The following is an 18,074-nucleotide window of genomic DNA, read 5'->3' as shown; positions in this document are numbered from 1 at the left end:
CGTTCCCGTTGGCGCAGCCCCTCGTAGAGAAGGGTACGCAGCGATAGCGGAGTGAAGTAATCGCAATGATTCTGTGATTGCTTGGTTCCACTCGCAATGACATATCATAAGTGATTAAGCGGACATGATATTACTGAGTTGACAATCTAAATTGTCAAAGATAATACTACGTCCAGAAAGCAAAAATATCATGAACTTGGTTTGATATGAAGTCTATGATATTTTGTGAACTATAACTAGCAGAATAGTCAAAAAATAACTGGATATAAAATACTGAGATGAAATCCATACCAGACAAACAGGTATTAATCACAGGTGGGAATAGAGGGATTGGGTTTGCGATCGCTCAAGGTTTACTGGCAAAAGACTATGAAATAATTATTACTTCGCGATCGCTCGATAACGCCAAACTTGCGGCTGAGAAACTTCCAGGCAAGGTAATTCCCATCGAATTGAATGTCACCGACGATCGCTCTATCAATCAAGCAGTCAAAACCCTGCACCAAAGGATCGATCGGTTAGATATTTTGATCAATAATGCTGGCGTGTATCCAGATAGGGATATAAATATTCTGACTATTTCTCGTGAGTTGCTTGATTCCACAATCAATGCCAACACTTTTGGCCCAATTCGGATGGTACAGGCATTTTTACCCCTATTGGAAAAATCCTCCGATGCCAGAGTTGTTAACGTTTCAAGTGGATATGGAGCATTATCAGACTTATCTGCCGATGTTCCAAGTTATTGCCTATCGAAGCTGGCATTAAATGGCGCAACAATTATGTTGGCACAAGCTTTAGACTCCAAAGGCATCGTCGTCAATTCCATTTGTCCGGGGTGGGTGAGAACAGATATGGGTGGTTCATCAGCACCCCGATCGCCAGAAGAAGGTGCTGACACTGCAATCTGGTTGGCTACTGATGCTCCGCGCAATATAAGCGGTAAGTTTCTGCGCGATCGCAAAGTAATTTCTTTTTAGATAGTTTTTAGGGAATTGCTATAGAAAAGATTTAATTACTAATACTTCTAAGTTTTGTTTCAATCCCTAATAGGGATTTTGCTTAATTGCAATCTGACAACATCTTGTCCAGAGGGTGATTGCCAAATGGTTTCAATCTCTAATAGGGATTTTAGTTAATTGCAATGAAATTCGCTCAAGCCGCTCAATCGAAGATTGTGCTGTTTCAATCCCTAATAGGGATTTTAGTTAATTGCAATTACAACAGTAACTTCCGTTGTTGGTGTGGGGAGTGTTTCAATCCCTAATAGGGATTTTAGTTAATTGCAATTGTCGGGCTTCTGAAAGCCTTGTCTTATTTGGTTTTCAAGGTTCGGTTGCGCGAATGGAGAAATCATAACACGAGGAGTTGTGATTTGGCTAAAGGCAAATGGCTGAAAACTAGTCTACATAAGGTGCGCGGATGATTTATAAATGCTAATGCTCTGAAATTCTTGCATATAGGGCAATTCAGGCATTTTTGTAGTTACCCCATTTCCAACACCTACCTATCCGCGCATTCAGCCAAAAAAAACTAATCCGATAGGAAAGCTGTTTACTATAGATATCCTACTAGATTAGGTTAGCTGAGTTATAGGCAATGCTTGGGATGAGCTACGCCTAAGCAATACCTACACCCTCATCAACCTTATTTGGCAACGTCTTCAAAGTCTGTTATCGCACAAGCAAATTCTCTAAAAGCTGTTTTAATCAGAACCTCTTTTGTTCCCCTTTCCAGCGCAGAATTGCGTATGAGGTCTGTTAATTCTATGAATAGCAGAGAAAACATAAAACGATCTTGGCGGTCAACTTGTTTTAAGCAAGAGGATATAAACTGATAAAGCTCTGTTTTTCTAGGTTTGGTTTGTTCATCCCATATTTGCAACCCAAGCCGAAAAGTTCTCAAGCGGATTTCATTACTGTTGAAGGACGCGTCTTTGTAGCGGACTGATACGCGCTGGGGTATATCCATGAGTTTTAGCTATACATATTCAATGTAAAGTAATTATTCACTTATATTTTGCCTCAACCGGAAAAATCTGATATTTTGCACTAATTGCCATAGCTGTCAACGAATGACTTGCGTGGTATATAGACAGAGACGTACAGATGTACGCCCCTACTATGTCTCGTTGTCTCGTTCCCAGTCTGAGACTGCGAATGCCGTCCTAGAGTTGACACTCATCTACAGCTGTGTGCCCCTACTATCATTAATTTAGGATTCCCAAAATAAAGCAAAAAGGTAAATTGAGTTGATTCAGCGTTGTGGCGGCCGTAAGAACAGTTGATGCGTTAGCCTCCGGCATAACACACCTTACGAGAATACTGGTCAATCTCTTATTGTTCTAACATTTGGAAGAATCGGGTAAAGTAATCTGGAAAAGTCTTCGCTGTACAACCAGGATCTTTAATTACAATCCCTGGAACCTTCAAACCTGTGACAGCAAAAGCCATCGCCATTCGATGATCGTGATAGGTTTCAATCGCCGCTGGAGTAATGGGGCTAGGCTCAATTCTCAGTTTATCGGCGAATTCTTCCACTTTAACCCCTAACCGACGCAATTCTGTGACAACAGCTTGAATCCGATCGGTTTCCTTATATCGAATATGTTCTACGTTACGAATAGTAATTGGTGAACTGGCAAAGGGCGCGATCGCAGCTAATGTTTGCACCAAATCCGATATATCATTCATATCAATGTCGATGCCTTGCAATTGCTTCGGCCCCGTCACTTCAGTGTAATCATCCGAATCCTTAATTTGGCAACCCATCTGCTCTAAAACATTCAGCCAGAGAATATCACCCTGACAGGATTGTTTAGTCAAATATTTGACGCGCACTCGTCCACCCGTGACGGCGGCGGCGGCAAAAAAGTAAGAAGCATTTGACGCATCGGGTTCTATTGTGTAATGTCGAGCTTGATAACGTTGACCTGCTTTAATCTGAAATTGATTCTCGCCAATTTGAATCACCTCTACGCCAAAATCGGCCATGAGGCTACAAGTCATTTTGATATAAGACTGAGAAACCAGTGTACCCTCAACCTCAAAAATCGTATCCTGTTGAGCGTAAGGTGCAATCATCAGCAATGCCGAAAGTTGCTGACTTGTTTGGTTGGCTTTCAAGCGAAAATTTCCGCCAGCGAATCCCTGGCTATAGAGGGTGTAGGGCATAAACCCAGGGTTTCCCTCAAAGTTAACAGTGGCTCCACCTGTTTGTAGCACCGTCAGCATGTCACCCATCGGTCGTTCTCGCATCCGAGGAACGCCATCTAGCCGATATTCGCCATTACCCAGTGCTACCAGCGCCGAAATAAACCGTGCTGTAGTACCTGATAAACCCACAAATAAATCTGCCTGTTTAGCTGGAATATCACCTCCCCTTCCTGCAACCTGAATCTGAGCCAGATGAGGATTCAGAGTTATGGGAATACTCAATTGCTCTAAACATTTAGCAAAATACTCGCTGTCTTCACTGAATAAGGCATTTTCTAAAATGGAGTCACCTTGCGCCAAAGCAGCGACAAGCAACGCCCGATTGGTAAGACTTTTAGAACCAGGAATTTCTACCGTGGCATCCACTAGCCGATTTAGAGCAGGAATTGCAATGGTATCCACTTTAGACCTCTACGTAGGCGATTACCTACAACCTTATAATATATTCCCATATCTTGAGCGATAAGGAACAGGGGAAAATCAATTCAAAATGACGCTCTCTACAAGTGACAAACAGGTAAGTTCGATACTCTCGCCAATACTGTAAGTAAGGTCAAATCCAGGTTTTGAAACCTACGGAGGTGGGTTTTGTTTGTGTAGACGCGGTTTCTAACCGCCCGTTTCACGTTAAGTTGACACCAATGAGCAATGCTGTGCCCTTACGACAGATGTGGTTCAAATACATTAAGAACTGCTGTAAGTGAAAAATCTGGCTCTGCTTTTGGGAATACTTTATTTATTCACTCGACTAATCTAGCACCCAGACATTTTTAATATGAAATGGATTAAACCATATATATTATATTTTGTAACCTTTTCCTTGCCTTTGTCTTTGTTTTCTGATTTAACAGCAGAGGTACAGGCTCAGTCCTACCATCCCAATAAAACTTGGCAAATTAGTCAGACATTTAAGCCGCCACAGCGGGGAAAACCTCCTGCAAGTGCTGGTGGTTCTACCCGTGGTAGTTCTTGCCTAACCGGCAAAAAACTAATAATTCCCTTAATCCCTCCAGATAAATTAGGGTTGACATTTGCTGAACATCCAACATTTTTCTGGTATATACCTCCATCTCCAGTCAAAGCAGCCAAGTTTCTGCTCTTGGATAAAGACGAGAACGTATTTTATGAAACATCTTTTACACTTCCAGATAAACCCGGAATTATTAACTTCAAACTTCCTGACACTGCCCCTGCACTCGCTGTAGGTAAAACTTATCATTGGTATCTAACAATTTCTTGTGATACTCAAGACTCTAGTGAAAACCCCACTGTAGATGGTTGGGTGGAACGCACTCAACCAGAATTAGGTTTGTCGGAGGCTTTAACAAAGGCAAATTTGCATAAGTTGCCCAGCATGTATGCAGAAGCGGGGATTTGGCATGAAGCGTTGACTAGTTTGGTGAAGTTACGCCAGATTGAGCCGAATAATTTTAAGGCAAGGCTGGATTGGAGGCAATTTTTCAAGTCAGTTGGTTTGAGTGCGATCGCTTCCGAACCATTGATCGATTGTTGCACATCTAGGAAAGAAGGGCATGGGGCACGGGGCTGAGGGAGAATTCCCAACTCCCAATTCCTAACTCCTAACTCAGCACGGGCTAAACGCCCCGCTACCGCTAACAGCACTAAATATTATGTGGGCAAAGCTGAAACCGCAAATCTGGCAATGGCGTGGTGTTTTACTGGCTGTTCCTAATATTACAGCCCTGGTAATTGCAATACGCTTGACTGGATTACTGCAATTGTTGGAATTGGCTGCACTAGATCAATTTTTTCTCCTCCGTCCACAAGAGTCGGCTGATACCCGCATTGTCATAGTTGAGATTAATGAGGCAGATATCCGCAAACAGGGTCAGTGGCCTATGTCTGATGGAAAACTTGCCAGTTTGTTAGAGAAAATCAAACAGCAAAAACCCAGAGCGATCGGTTTAGATATTTATCGTGATTTACCTGTCAATCCCGGTCATCAAGAATTACTTAAAGTATTTAACTCTACTCCTAATTTGATTGGAGTCCAAAAAGTCTCTGATACTATTGATAGTTCGGCGGTTGATTCGTCTCCAGAACTCAAGAAACTTCATCAAGTTGGGTCGAATGATTTACCCATAGATGGAGATTGCAAAATTCGACGAGCATTATTGTACGTAAGTTTAAATAATAACGAGATTCTAGAAAGCTTTGGGTTAAAACTAGCATTGTTGTACTTGAAACCTGAAGGTATTACCGCAAAGCCATCAGTAACTAACTCTAATTACTTGCAGTTAAATCGGGGTGTTTTCCCGATTTTTGAACCTAATGATGGTGGTTACGTCCGAGCAGATGCCGGGAGTTATCAAGTGCTGTTGAACTACCGAGGACGAGTACAGCAGTTTGCTAAAGTCTCTCTTACCGAAGTGCAAGAGAACCGCATCCCACGCGATTTAATGCAAGACAAGGTGGTATTAATTGGTGCTACCGCCGAGAGTTTAAAGGATTTATTCTATACGCCTTACAGCAGTAATGTATTGACTGACCCGGAACGAATGGCAGGTGTAACAATTCATGCTAATGTCATTAGTCAAATTTTAAGTGCGGCAATAGAAGGTCGTCCACCGATAAAGTGTTTACCTGACCCGCTAGAATGGCTATTGATTTTGATTTGGTCAATTATTGGTGCTAGCTTGTGTTGGCTACAACGCCACAGTAGCAATCAGAAAAGCCTGATGGCTGTTAGTGTTTTTCTGGCGGGTGGTGGTTTAGTTGGTGGCAGTTTTTTGGCATTTATTGTTGGTTGGTGGATTCCTGTTGTACCTTCATTGCTGGCATTTGTCGGTTCTGCGATCGCACTCACTCAGTATATTGCTCAAAGTGCTACCGAGATGCGAAAAACCCTCGGTCGCTATCTCACGGATGAAATCGTCGCCAATATCCTCGAAACTCCTTCTGGCTTAAAGCTAGGGGGAGAACGCCGAAAAGTTACGGTTCTCGTATCTGATTTAAGAGGATTTTCAGCTATTTCTGAACAATTGCCCCCGGAAGAAGTAGTAAAGATTTTGAATCTTTATTTGGGAACAATGACAGATGTAATTAATCAGTATAAAGGCACGATTAATGAGTTTATGGGTGATGGTATTTTTGTGATCTTTGGTGCGCCAATTAGTCGCAAAGATGATTCTCAACGAGCGATCGCCTGTGCTATTGCCATGCAGTTAGCAATGGAGCAAGTAAACAAACAAAATCAGCAAATGAATTTTCCAATCCTCGAAATGGGAATTGGGATTAATACAGGTGAGGCTGTGGCAGGAAATGTTGGTTCTCAAAAACGCGCTCAATATACAGTTATTGGCAGCCATGTTAATTTAGCTGCTCGAATTGAGTCTTATACAGTGGGAGGACAGATTTTAATTTCCGAAAATACCTGTAAAGATGCCAATATTGACCTCCAAATTGCTGGACAACTACAAATAGAACCCAAAGGGATAAAGCATCCTGTGACAATTTGTGAAATTCGTGGCATTGGCGGTAAATATAATTTATTCTTGCCTGAAGATGATGAAGAAATAGTCATTCTCAATCAAGAAGTACCTGTGGAATATACCATTTTACAGGGTAAATATGCCGTGGGAACAGTATTTATAAGGAACCTGATTAGCCTTTCAGAAAAAGGGGCGCAGCTGCAATCGCCACATTCTTTACATCTTTTGAGCAATCTCAAACTCAAGTTATTGATTGAAGCAGAAATGTCCATAGAAGAAGAATATATCTATGCCAAGGTGATCCAACAATCTAATATTGACGAGCATCTTTATCTGCTTCGGTTTACAGCTGTTCCGCCAAAAGCGATCGCAATTTTAAATACACTGCGTCAGCTTGGGTGAGATGAGAGGATCAATCATATTGAAACGCTAACAAACAGAGGTGTATATAAATGGGGTAGCCCGAAAAAGTAGGTAGTTGAGATTTTTTAAAAAAGTAACAAATGTTGCTGATAGAACCAGGTGATCGCGGTAAGATTCTGAACTTAAGCCCGATCCAACTCCAATAACTCCTTAATAATTCGTAGTTCGTAATTTATGGTATGAAGCAACTAAGTTGAGTTGTGGAGTTCAAAATATGATTTCTTTTAAAACTGAGATTGAATCACATCTAAAAGAAAAATGATGAACGTAAACAAATTTCAAAGACTAGTAGAACTTGCAAACGATCATGGAATTATTTGCCAGCCAACACCAGAGGAATGTTTGATTGCATCCTTGCCTGGAGACGATGACTTTTTATTAGCTTTTACTTGGTCTGGTACAGTTGAGGGAGAGCCGCCAGAGCATGAATTAATTGCAATTAGTGTACAGGATATTGTCAAAGAAGTTACTGTTGCAGCTTGGCAGATTCCTATTTATTTATTTGGAAACGTTTTAAGACAAGCTCAGATGCTTGTCACTGCCCACAAAGATTTTGTTAGCTAGCAGACAAGCCTAGAGCGTGTTTAAAAACACGCTGTGTTCTAAAATAGGCGATTCTAGTCAGGGTGTGTTGATAAATCGCATCAATATGTCGCGGACTGGGGACTGGGGACTGGGGACTAGGAAGAGTTTTCTTCTCGTGCGAGCGCTGCGCGAACAAAACTTGGGTAGTGAGTGAGTGGTCTGAATCCCCGAACAATTTTCTCAGTCCCTAGTCCCTTTTTCAATTTTGTTGTGGCTACAGGTTGAAAACGCGCCTTAGTCTCTAGCCCCCAATCTAAAATAGAACAAATGTACTAAATGATATGCTATAATTCTCATACATTGATGTTGAAATGATAGTAGAGGATCAGCTCTAGTTTCTTGCTTTCCTGAGTGCCAAAATATACGGCATGAGTTGAGTGCAAGGGCTATGGCAACATCGATAAATAAAGCCAGGTATGAGAGTTTAAAATATATTGAATCCTAAACTCGACTCGGTGCTACTAATTAACGTTGAAAGGCATTGAAGTCTATATTTCCATGTCTTATGAACCCCTGCACCACAAATATCGCCCCAAAAGTTTTGGTGAACTGGTGGGCCAAGAGGCGATCGCCACCACCCTCACGAACGCGATCGGCACATCCAAAATTGCCCCCGCCTACTTATTCACTGGGCCAAGAGGTACGGGGAAAACTTCTAGTGCCCGGATTCTGGCTAAATCCCTCAATTGTCTCAAAGGTGATAAGCCCACGGCTGAACCTTGTGGTGTGTGTGAAGTTTGTCAGGGGATAACCAAGGGCTACGCCCTAGATGTAATTGAAATAGACGCCGCTAGTAATACTGGTGTCGATAATATCCGCGAGTTGATTGAAAAAGCCCAGTTTGCTCCTGTACAGTGTCGCTACAAGGTTTATGTAATCGACGAATGCCTAACAGGAGATTCTCTGGTATTGACTGATAACGGACTTAACAGAATCGATGATCCCAAAATCAAAGGCAAGAGGGTTCTTAGTTACAACGACTCATCAGGTAAATGGGAATTCAAGAAAGTTGTCAGGTGGTTAGATCAAGGAGAACGTCAAACCTTCGTTATCAAAACAACTAACCGAGAAATTAGATGTACGGGTAATCATTTAATTAGGACAAACCAGGGATGGCTACCAGCAAAGGACGTAAGAGAAGGAGTGAAGATACTATCGCCTGTGAATGTGGATGTGGCATCCTCATTTACAAATTCGGTATTGATGGACGCACCCGGAGATTTGTTAGCGGACACCAGTTTAAAGGCAATACATCTGGGCAAAAATTATACGACCTGGAATCTATCCTTAAACAAGCTGAATTACTCCGACCTTTCTGTGCTTGCGGGTGTGGTGAAAAGCTTGATATTCCAACCTTTTTACAAAAAAAAGTCCGATGAATCATTAGCATCCAGTCTCGCTGGGAAAAACATCCATACAAAAAAGGACACGGAATTTGGGAATTTAGAACAGAAAAGTTCCTTGCAGATGCGGCAGTTATCCAACCAAATGCACTTAGACTTATCTACGGAACCTTACTTGGAGATTGCTCTATCAGTTATCCCAATAAATACAGTAGATTTCCCAGATTGTGTTAGACACACTCAGAAAAGCAGCAAGAATGGTTGGAATACAAAGCCTATCGCCTTCAAGAATTGCGTCCAAAACTGCGAATTACAGCTAACAAAGGATACAGAAACATCTCAGTTACCTGTAACACTTCTTGTCATCCCCAACTCAAAGATGTCTTTGAAATCGTTAAACCAAATAGGGATGAAAAACTCCTCTCTATGGACTGGCTTAATCGAATTACCCCAGAAGGACTTGCTTGGTGGTACATGGATGATGGCTCACTCAGTCTCAGTCCAGAAGGGAGTCCACGAATTCAATTGCATACAGAAGGATTCTCTGGCGCAGAAAATCAACTCATTGCCAGTTGGCTTACAGCAATGGGATATCCAGTTGCAACAAAATTTTACACCAGGAGTAGTACAGGCAAGACATACTACTACATCCAGATGGGTGCAAGCACCAGTAGAAAATGGCTGGCAGACCTTAAACAATATTCCATCCCCTCGATGGATTACAAGTTTGGAGACTGTCGAATCTGTTCACCTCGCTGGGACTGAGCGAGTCTATGATATTGAAGTAGCAGATAATCATAACTTTGTAGCAAATGGGCTTTTGGTACATAATTGCCACATGCTCAGTACTCAGGCATTTAATGCGCTACTCAAAACACTAGAAGAACCACCGAGACACGTAGTTTTTGTATTGGCGACAACAGACCCGCAACGGGTGTTACCAACGATTATTTCACGCTGTCAAAGGTTTGATTTTAGACGCATTCAGTTAGAGGCGATGGTGAAGCATTTAAGTGCGATCGCATCTTTTGAAAACATTCATATTTCACATGATGCTGTCACCCTGGTAGCCCAACTTGCTCAGGGAGGGTTACGGGATGCTGAGAGTCTACTCGATCAATTGGGTTTGTTAGCGGGTGAAGTCACACCAGAGCGAGTTTGGGATTTAGTTGGGACAGTCAGTGAACAGGACTTGCTGAGTCTTTTAAATGCGATCGCTCAAGATAAACCGGAAGCGGTTCTAGACTGTACTCACTACATCCTAGATCGTGGTCGAGAACCCCTAACTATTCTGCAAAATCTCGCCGCCTTCTACCGCGATTTACTCATAGCTAAAACAGCACCCAACCGCCACGATTTGGTTGCTTGTACTCAGCAAACCTGGACAGCGCTGGTTGAGTTTGCTCAATACTTCGATATGAGTGGAATTTTAGCCGGACAGAAACACTTGCGAGAAGCTGAAGTGCAAATTAAGAATACCACCCAGCCGCGTTTGTGGTTAGAGGTAACATTACTAGGATTGTTACCCACTGCGACGAATATTCAGCCACAAGCCCCAAGTATTGCGCCACGAGTTAATACACCTGCTGTATCTCCAAATTATCTTCCAGCAGTTGCTCAAAATCAGCCTGTCTCTTCTGTACCTCTAACTGAACCGCTAACAAATCATAATTCTGCAAACCATCATCAAGCGGCTGCCCAAAATCAGCCTGTCTCTTCTGTACCTCTAGCTGAACCGCAAACAAATCATAATTCTGCAAACCATTATCAAGCGGCTGCCCAAAATCAGCCCGTCACTTCATCTGCCCCAGTTGAACAGCAAACGAATCACAATTCTGCTACTAACCCAGTTTCACAACCAACCCCAGAACCGATATCCGTTCCTGTGCCACCTGCAAACGTTGAACCAGTAACTTCAGAAGTTGTTGGGGAAGCAACTTATGATTTAACTCAGGTTTGGCAACAGGTACTTGCTAACCTCCAGCCAAAATCAAGGCAAGAAATGCTGCGTCAAATGAGCCAACTCATTGAGTTCGACGGTGTTATGGCTCGAATTGCGATTAAACAGGCATGGTATGACAAGGGAAAATCTTATCTACCGATGATTACGGAAGCTTTCCAGCAGACTTTCCAGCGTGAAATCCAGATAAATATAGAAAAAGGAATTTCTTCAAACTCTACCTCAGCCAAAAAAAATCCTCTGCCAAAAGACTCTACTCGCCCTCAGCAACCACCCACACCTAGTTACAACCAGCAAGTTCCGTCACCAGCGCCAGTACCACAGCCAACCACTCCACCACCAGCACCAACAGCAGCAAAAAATGGAAATAGCATAAATGGAAATAGCATAAATGGAAATGGGGCAAATGGAAACGGCGTAAATGGAAATAGCATAAATAGAAATGGGGTAAATGGAAATGGGGCGCAAACTTTGCCTCCACCCCCAAAACAAACACCCGCACCTGATTGGGAACCTGACGAAGTAGCGATCGCAGCTCAACGTATAGCAGAATTTTTCAACGGACAAATTATCCGTTTTGCAGATGATTTCCCAGAATTCTCCGATTCCATAACTACACCAGAATGGGTAGAAGAAGCAGACGTGGACGATGAATAAAGAACTTTCAGTTAAAAAAATATCCCATTGTAGGGGCGCAAGGTCTTGCGCCCCTATGAACATACAAATAATTTTGGACAATTATTTTTGTCAGTCACTAAAAAAAATGCAAAATTATTTTTGGTAATTTTGCATTTTTAATTTTTAATTTTTAATTCCCCAATGGGGCTATTCCCCATGCCCAGTATGCAAAGTTTTCACCCATTTTAGCCGCTTTGGTCTTACTGACATGCGGGCAGTAGTACTGCTCATAACGACTAACCAGTGCAACATATATAAACTGCCACGCAGGGTTTGCACGAGCATTATAAAATATGTAGAAAGTGGGAATTTTTGATCTTGACGTATTCGTTTCAGACCTGTAAACATCCCTACCATCGACATAGAAATGGACAAGCCTGTGATGGGACTTAATATTGGTGGACGATGACGAGCGATCGCCATCAATAAATCTGGGATTGCTGCTGTCGGCAAGATATACATAATCAGCATAAAAATCAGCAAATCCCAGCTTTTACGCCCTCCCATGCGGTTTTTGAGAATTAAATCCCAATAATCCAAATAGCGCTGATAACCACCTTCTGCCCAACGGTTACGCTGATGCCAGAGTGCGATCGCACTTGTCACACCTTCTTCTTGCACTGCTGGATGGAAAACACACTCAATATCCCATTTATCCAAATGTAAACGGATTGTCAAATCCAAATCATCGGTAATGGTTTCTTCATTCCAGCCACCGCAGCTTTCCAACGCGGAACGCCGGACAAATTGACCATTGCCCCGCAGTTCGCCAATGCCACCAAGAGCAGTCCGCTGTTGCTGGAACCAGGTATCAAGTGCCATTTCTGCCATTTGACCCTTAGTCCAAAAGTTTTCTTTAGCGTTGGCGATCGCTTTTCGCACTTGCACCGCCCCGACATTTTCTCTCTGAAATAAAGGTACTACCTGTTGCAGCAAATCTGGTGTCACTTGAGCATCAGCATCAAATACTGCGATGATATCGCCCTTTGTCAGCGGCAATACCTGATTCAACGCCCCCGATTTGCCACCAGTAGCTTCTGCTGAACGCCTTAGTACTTTCAGCTGGTTGTGTTTCTGTTCGAGTTCTGCTAATAAATGTGGTGTGCTATCACTGCTGTGATCGTCAATTATCCAAATTTCGTACTGCCCACCTGGATATTCCAGATTACAAAGATTTTTGACTAATTTAGCAATTACCGCTTCCTCATTTTTCGCAGCCACCAGCACAGATACAGAAGGCAAATCTCCTTGTATTTCTTTTGGGTTACGGCGGGATTTAGTAAACACTACCACCAAAGCATGGAATCCTAGAATGGTGGTTAGTCCTAGAATAAAAATGGAAGCCCAAGAAACTAAATGTAGAGCGATCGTGCCACTCCAGACGATAGTCAAGACTAGAGCCGCTTTGCCTCTACGACCTTGAAACCGCGATGGTAGAGACACCGGATCTGTCTCTAACACCGACTCCTCATCTACTGATAGGTCAGATAACAAGGAGTTGAGCGGATCAAGCTCTTGATAAGAATCTTCTTCGGGCCAGGAATTCGCTGGCATAGGTTAGGTTGCTTGATTCAAAAACCACTATTTGTCTACAGTTAGTAATTTTACGGACAAATATCCCTAAGCTACTTTTCCCGATTTTAATCGGAATGGGCAAACTGCAATACCCGCTATCCCTAAGCCAAAAGCCACTGGGACTACCTTTGTTGTCACCGCCACTGTGCGTAATTACTTGACATTAACCACGTTTGCTACTCTTAGACAGAGGCTTGATTCCTTTGATAGCCACTTCGGCAGGAAGCTTGTAGAGTCGGACTTTCTCTAAAGAGAACTCCGGTTTAGGCAAAGTAATAGCAAGATAGCAGCAGCTTTTTGTTGGGAGAAACTGCAATAACGTTATCCACCACTTTACAGTCGGGATTTTTAGTGTTATCGTTCCCAGCTTCGATAACAGTTAATGCAGCATCATTGTAACCGAAATTTTAATATTTCTTAGCAGGAACTTCATTTTTTGGGTATTGGGTATTGAAAAGAGGCAGAGGGGAAAACTCTTCTCCCTTACTCCCTGCTCCCAGCTACCTTGCTTCTTCCCCGCTCCCTCATGTGCTTTAGATATGTCTTTTGGGAATACTACTAACAGCCACTAATGCCCTAATTGCAAACTAACTTGAGGAATATTTAATAATGTCTATTGAGCAACTTCAGCCGGCCACTCAACAGCAAGCCAGTGTTTACTTACCTTACGTTCAGGGCGCTAGGCGCAATTTCTTACCCTATGCCATCAGTCTTTATCAAAAAGGGGTCTTGGAGGGACATCGGAAGATAGAAGCCAGTGAACATGTCCCCTTTGTCGCCTCCTGGAATGTTGCCACCCTACCCTCAGACTTAACTCGTTGCCGAATTCAGTTTGATGGCAACGCTGACCTAAGTTATGAACTGATGATGGCTAGTTTCGAGTTTATTAATTTTTTAATTGAACTTATGGACAACTATAAACGTTATCGCATAACCGATTTTTCACAACCGTTTTACCGCAAGCTCTTGCGTATAGATGATTAGATTCAATTCAGCCGGACTTCTATAGTGTTTCCCGACCTAGTAAGTAAGGTACACCCGTAGAGAACATGCCCATTGGTGTCAACTTAACGTGAAACCGCTCGTCCGTCGGAAATTGAAATTCCCGCCTCATAGCTAAAGTCATCTGAAGATGACTAAATATCGCCAAAAATCTCCAGTCTAATTCAGTAGACTTTAGCTAAAAGCCAAAGAAATTTATTTCAAGGCAGGTAAGGAAGCTAACAGATAAGCCGTTTTGCCTCGTTCCCAGTCTCCGACTGGGAATGCTCATCATTGAGGCTCCGCCTTCCTTACTGGCGGCAGAGTCGCTTTTGAGTTGCATTTCCAGCCTCCGGCTGGAAACGAGGTTTTAAAGGAGTTTCAGCTTAAGTTGACACGTATGGGACTTCCAAGAAATAAATTATCCAATTTAACCAAATCAAAACGATTTTCTTTCCCCCTGCGCCCTGCTCCCTGCCCCCTGCCGTCAAAACGATAGTATATTTTTTTATTTGGAAGTCCCTATGGGCATTGCTGTGCCCCTACCGCGTGGTTTATTTACCTGAAAATAGCTGTAACTCAGCACTCTTCATAACAGCCTCTCAGTTTCAAAACATCTTCTTAGGTTCGATGTCTTTTCTTCTTTTCAAAAGAATACCGCAACCAGCTACCATCAAGATTCCCACAAGGCTAGCGGGTTCTGGAATAGAAGTTTCATCTATAGGTACTTTAATTCTCAGATTTGCCAAGGTAGCGTTAGTTATGGTCAAGGATGTTATGGTTGGCAAACCTGGAATATCGGACTGAAAATCAAAGACTGTGGGAGTTAAACTACCATTGGGATTACTATATCGCTGTCCATATCCACTCACTTCAAAAGTGCCTTGGTACTGCTTTCCGGTGTCTGGGTCGGTGACAGTGCCAGTGTAGAAAGCCTTTGTGAGATTAAATTCATCCTGAACTACTCCTTGAAATGTAGTTCCTGCCAATTGCCCCTGATATTTATAGGGTGTCAACTGACCACCAGAGAGAACTGGCGATGTGAGAACACCATCAAAGGAGACAATTGGAATACCTTTAAAGTCAACAAAGTAATGCAGACTTCCATCAGAGCGTGTTTGTACCTTTAAATAGTCTGACTGGTATACAGGAACATAATTAGGATTATTATTAGTACCTAAGTTCCGATAATAAGTTCCAGCTTCATCCGTATCAATACGAGTAATACTGTTATTGAAATTGGGATTATTTCTGGGAAGTTCGATTGTCCCTGATAAAGTACCGCTACTTTCAATTGTGATGAATTGAGCAGCAATTGCACTGGCGCTACTGAAAGCGATCGCTACTGTTGCTAAACAACTACTGCTAATAACTGCAAAACCTAGCTTGATCCCTGATGAACTCACTTTCATTAACAAATTGTTCCTTTAATTGCCGATGGTAAACACACCTAAGCTGCTGAGATTCATTGCAAATGTTTCTCTAGCACGATTTATTATTCCCAAGCTTCTGATGGAAGTTTCATCAGCAACAAAAAGCCTTGTCAATCCCTATTTTTATTCTTGCTTTTGTGGAGCGTGTCGGAGGCAATCACCTGATTACTCAATTCAAATGTCGTTTCATTTTGACAGTTAGAGAGACGCGATAAATCGCCGTCTCTAGAGAAAATTTATTCGTCAATTAATTTTTGACAGACTACTAGCAGCCAGCGTGAGCTATTATTACACTTTAATACATGCAGTAATCCAGAACTCACAACCAGATTTAGATAGACAATAGCAATATAAGCAGTCTAACCAAAGCAGGTATGGGGCAATGGTGCGATTAAAACCGTGGCAGTGGGTTGTATTAGCAATCCCGATCGCGTTTATCATCCTTTTTTTACTGGTATCCGCCGGTTCGCAAATTCACGTGTGGGGCATTAGTTGGATTTGGGGTGTGTTTACCCTTTTATTCGTGGGTTGGCGTTGGCTGCTAGTCAAATGGACTCAACCAGCTGTTAACCAAATAGAAGCTGTATTAACTCAAGTTCGTGAAGAACTAGAATCGACGGCAGAAGATACAGTACAACCAGTGGGAAGTGACACTACAAAGCTTGCAGAAACCGCACTCCAAGAAATTCTGCAAGCAGCACAAAGCGATCGCCCCATTTGGGAAGACTGGCAAACTTTTTGGACGCGCTGCCAAGATTTAGTCGTGGCGATCGCTCATATTTACAATCCTCAAATTCAATATCCTCTGCTGAATATCTACGTTCCCCAAGCTTATGGGCTGATTCGCGGAACGGTGGATGATATGGATCAGTGGATGCAAAAGTTATCCCCTATCCTCAATCAGGTTACGGTGGGACAAGCATACCAAGGATATGAAGTCTACCGGAAGTTGGAACCATCGGCCCGAAAATTCTGGCGTGTTTGGAATTGGGCACAGTGGGTTTTAAATCCGGTGGCGGCGGTGGCAAAACAAGCTAGCCAGGGTTCTAGTAACCAAGCAACTCAGCAATTGTTGGGAAATTTAAGTCAGTTATTTCGAGAAGCTGCCCTGAGAAACTTATGTGGGCAGGCGATCGCACTTTATGGACGCAGCCCAGTTTCAGCAACCGTAGTTTCCACGCCAACTTTACCCCAGGCAAAAACCCAAACACTGCGAGAAATCTTAACTCAAGCTAAACCAGCCGAGGCGGTTGGGCAAAAGCCCGTTAATATTCTATTGGTAGGGCGCACAGGATCGGGAAAAAGTAGCCTGATTAACACGCTATTTCAGGCGGATCTTGCAGCCGTTGATGTTTTACCCAGTACCGATCGCATTCAAAATTATCAATGGCAAACTCAAGGTGGGGAAACCCTAACGCTTTGGGATACACCTGGTTACGAACAAGTCAACCGTGCCAAACTCCGAAATTTGGTGCTTGATTATGCCATCAACGCAGATTTGCTGCTGTTAGCTACCCCTGCCCTCGATCCTGCCCTGCAAATGGATGTGGACTTTTTGCAAGATATCAAAGCAGAAGTTGCAGATTTACCTGCGATCGCGATCGTCACCCAGGTAGATCGTTTGCGTCCCATCCGCGAATGGCAACCGCCTTATGATTGGGAATGGGGCGATCGCGCCAAAGAAATTGCCATTCGTGAAGCCACTGAGTATCGCGCCAAACTGCTAGGAAACTTCTGTAATCTAGTTTTACCTGTGGTTACAAGTGACAGCAAAACAAATCGAATTCCTTGGGGAGTGGAGGCGCTATCGTTGGGATTAGTCGATGCGATCGCACCTACCAAGCAACTCCGTCTCGCCCGCTTTTTGCGTAACTTAGAAGCCCGTATCGTCGCCACCGCCAAAATCATCGACCACTACACCTTCCAAATGACGACAACACAGGGACTAACATCATTGCTCAAAAGTCCCGTCCTCCAGTTTGTTTCTACGCTCTCAACCGGATCTCCAGCTTTAGCATATATGTTGGCAGAGCAAATTCCCGTGGAACAGTTGCCGATTGTGATTGGCAAACTTCAAATGGGATATGAACTTTTCTCGCTCTTGAATACAGGCAACTCCAACTCACTCAACTTTGAATTGCTATCCCTTTGGCCGTTACTGCTAGAAAACTCTGCTGCACCCGATCGCAACGCCTGGGCATTCGGTCACGCCCTAGTAGAGTACTGGACTCAAAATTTAACGGTTGAACAACTCCGGGAGCGATTTGAGTATTATTTGGCGATCGCTAAATAAGGGAACTCCAAGAAATAAATTATCCAATATTGTGGGGTGGGTATCTTGCCCGCGATATAAGCTGGGCGGGCAAGATGCCCACCACACAAGAGTTAATTGAATTTCAATCCTGTCTTTAGCTTCCCTCTCCAATATA

Annotated in this window: 11 protein-coding genes and 1 CRISPR repeat array; of the genes, 7 read left to right on the top strand and 4 right to left on the bottom strand. The window is 43.0% G+C overall.

Annotation, left to right across the window (positions count from 1 at the left end; translation table 11 throughout):
* Positions 1-278: 278 nt before the first annotated feature.
* Positions 279-980 (top strand): SDR family NAD(P)-dependent oxidoreductase, encoded by a 702-nt coding sequence (locus HWQ39_RS11580; RefSeq protein WP_292844362.1) that lies wholly within the window; start codon positions 279-281, stop codon positions 978-980.
* A 55-nt stretch (positions 981-1,035) separates the two neighbouring features.
* A CRISPR array of direct repeats spans positions 1,036-1,290; the repeat unit is 38 nt; unit sequence TGTTTCAATCCCTAATAGGGATTTTAGTTAATTGCAAT.
* A gap of 357 nt (positions 1,291-1,647) precedes the next feature.
* On the opposite strand, the gene HWQ39_RS11575 is transcribed toward HWQ39_RS11580, so the two are convergent.
* Together HWQ39_RS11575 and aroA are read right to left on the bottom strand one after the other, a co-directional pair.
* Complete coding sequence (locus HWQ39_RS11575; protein ID WP_179064500.1) at positions 1,648-1,971, bottom strand: hypothetical protein; 324 nt, start codon at positions 1,969-1,971, stop codon at positions 1,648-1,650.
* Positions 1,972-2,336: 365 nt separating this feature from the next.
* Positions 2,337-3,617, bottom strand: a complete 1,281-nt coding sequence (gene aroA / locus HWQ39_RS11570) for a 3-phosphoshikimate 1-carboxyvinyltransferase (RefSeq protein ID WP_292844357.1) — start codon at positions 3,615-3,617, stop codon at positions 2,337-2,339.
* Between the two features lie 373 nt (positions 3,618-3,990).
* On the opposite strand from aroA, the gene HWQ39_RS11565 reads away from it, so the two are divergent.
* The 4 genes from HWQ39_RS11565 (at position 3,991) to dnaX (ending at position 11,635) form a co-directional block, all read left to right on the top strand.
* The gene (locus tag HWQ39_RS11565) at positions 3,991-4,764 is read left to right on the top strand and encodes a DUF928 domain-containing protein (protein WP_292844354.1); all 774 of its coding nucleotides are present in this window, start codon (positions 3,991-3,993) and stop codon (positions 4,762-4,764) included.
* Positions 4,765-4,846: 82 nt separating this feature from the next.
* Positions 4,847-7,069: an adenylate/guanylate cyclase domain-containing protein gene (locus HWQ39_RS11560; protein WP_292844351.1), complete on the top strand. Its 2,223-nt coding sequence runs from the start codon at positions 4,847-4,849 to the stop codon at positions 7,067-7,069.
* Between the two features lie 279 nt (positions 7,070-7,348).
* On the top strand, positions 7,349-7,654 hold the full coding sequence (locus HWQ39_RS11555; protein ID WP_292844348.1) for a hypothetical protein: 306 nt from the start codon (positions 7,349-7,351) through the stop codon (positions 7,652-7,654).
* Between the two features lie 519 nt (positions 7,655-8,173).
* Entirely contained in the window at positions 8,174-11,635 is a 3,462-nt protein-coding gene (gene dnaX, locus HWQ39_RS11550) for a DNA polymerase III subunit gamma/tau (protein ID WP_292844345.1), read from the top strand.
* A gap of 168 nt (positions 11,636-11,803) precedes the next feature.
* Here dnaX and HWQ39_RS11545 read toward each other — a convergent pair whose 3' ends face one another.
* A complete protein-coding gene (locus tag HWQ39_RS11545) occupies positions 11,804-13,210 on the bottom strand; it encodes a glycosyltransferase family 2 protein (protein ID WP_292844342.1) in 1,407 nt (468 codons plus the stop codon).
* A gap of 630 nt (positions 13,211-13,840) precedes the next feature.
* Between HWQ39_RS11545 and ebsA the strand changes: the two genes are divergently transcribed.
* Positions 13,841-14,215 carry a type IV pilus biogenesis protein EbsA gene (gene ebsA / locus HWQ39_RS11540; protein ID WP_289797664.1) on the top strand — a complete coding sequence of 125 codons (375 nt, stop codon included), beginning with the start codon at positions 13,841-13,843 and terminating at the stop codon, positions 14,213-14,215.
* 605 nt (positions 14,216-14,820) lie between these two features.
* Here ebsA and HWQ39_RS11535 read toward each other — a convergent pair.
* The gene (locus HWQ39_RS11535; RefSeq protein ID WP_292844339.1) at positions 14,821-15,624 is read right to left on the bottom strand and encodes a PEP-CTERM sorting domain-containing protein; all 804 of its coding nucleotides are present in this window, start codon (positions 15,622-15,624) and stop codon (positions 14,821-14,823) included.
* Between the two features lie 403 nt (positions 15,625-16,027).
* Here HWQ39_RS11535 and HWQ39_RS11530 point away from each other — a divergent pair, with 403 nt between their 5' ends.
* Positions 16,028-17,938: a GTPase family protein gene (locus HWQ39_RS11530; protein WP_292844336.1), complete on the top strand. Its 1,911-nt coding sequence runs from the start codon at positions 16,028-16,030 to the stop codon at positions 17,936-17,938.
* Positions 17,939-18,074 lie beyond the last annotated feature (136 nt).

The organism is Nostoc sp. NMS8, from assembly GCF_017115045.1.
Classification (GTDB): Bacteria; Cyanobacteriota; Cyanobacteriia; order Cyanobacteriales; family Nostocaceae; genus Nostoc.
This window is presented reverse-complemented; position numbering and strand designations above follow the sequence as displayed.

What these genes read in the sequence shown, in the direction of transcription:
- HWQ39_RS11580 (WP_292844362.1), top strand. Translation starts at nt 279, where the DNA reads ATGAAATCCATACCAGACAAACAGGTATTAATCACAGGTGGGAATAGA.
- HWQ39_RS11575 (WP_179064500.1), bottom strand. Translation starts at nt 1,971, where the DNA reads ATGGATATACCCCAGCGCGTATCAGTCCGCTACAAAGACGCGTCCTTC.
- HWQ39_RS11565 (WP_292844354.1), top strand. Translation starts at nt 3,991, where the DNA reads ATGAAATGGATTAAACCATATATATTATATTTTGTAACCTTTTCCTTG.
- HWQ39_RS11560 (WP_292844351.1), top strand. Translation starts at nt 4,847, where the DNA reads ATGTGGGCAAAGCTGAAACCGCAAATCTGGCAATGGCGTGGTGTTTTA.
- HWQ39_RS11555 (WP_292844348.1), top strand. Translation starts at nt 7,349, where the DNA reads ATGATGAACGTAAACAAATTTCAAAGACTAGTAGAACTTGCAAACGAT.
- dnaX (WP_292844345.1), top strand. Translation starts at nt 8,174, where the DNA reads ATGTCTTATGAACCCCTGCACCACAAATATCGCCCCAAAAGTTTTGGT.
- HWQ39_RS11545 (WP_292844342.1), bottom strand. Translation starts at nt 13,210, where the DNA reads ATGCCAGCGAATTCCTGGCCCGAAGAAGATTCTTATCAAGAGCTTGAT.
- ebsA (WP_289797664.1), top strand. Translation starts at nt 13,841, where the DNA reads ATGTCTATTGAGCAACTTCAGCCGGCCACTCAACAGCAAGCCAGTGTT.
- HWQ39_RS11535 (WP_292844339.1), bottom strand. Translation starts at nt 15,624, where the DNA reads ATGAAAGTGAGTTCATCAGGGATCAAGCTAGGTTTTGCAGTTATTAGC.
- HWQ39_RS11530 (WP_292844336.1), top strand. Translation starts at nt 16,028, where the DNA reads ATGGTGCGATTAAAACCGTGGCAGTGGGTTGTATTAGCAATCCCGATC.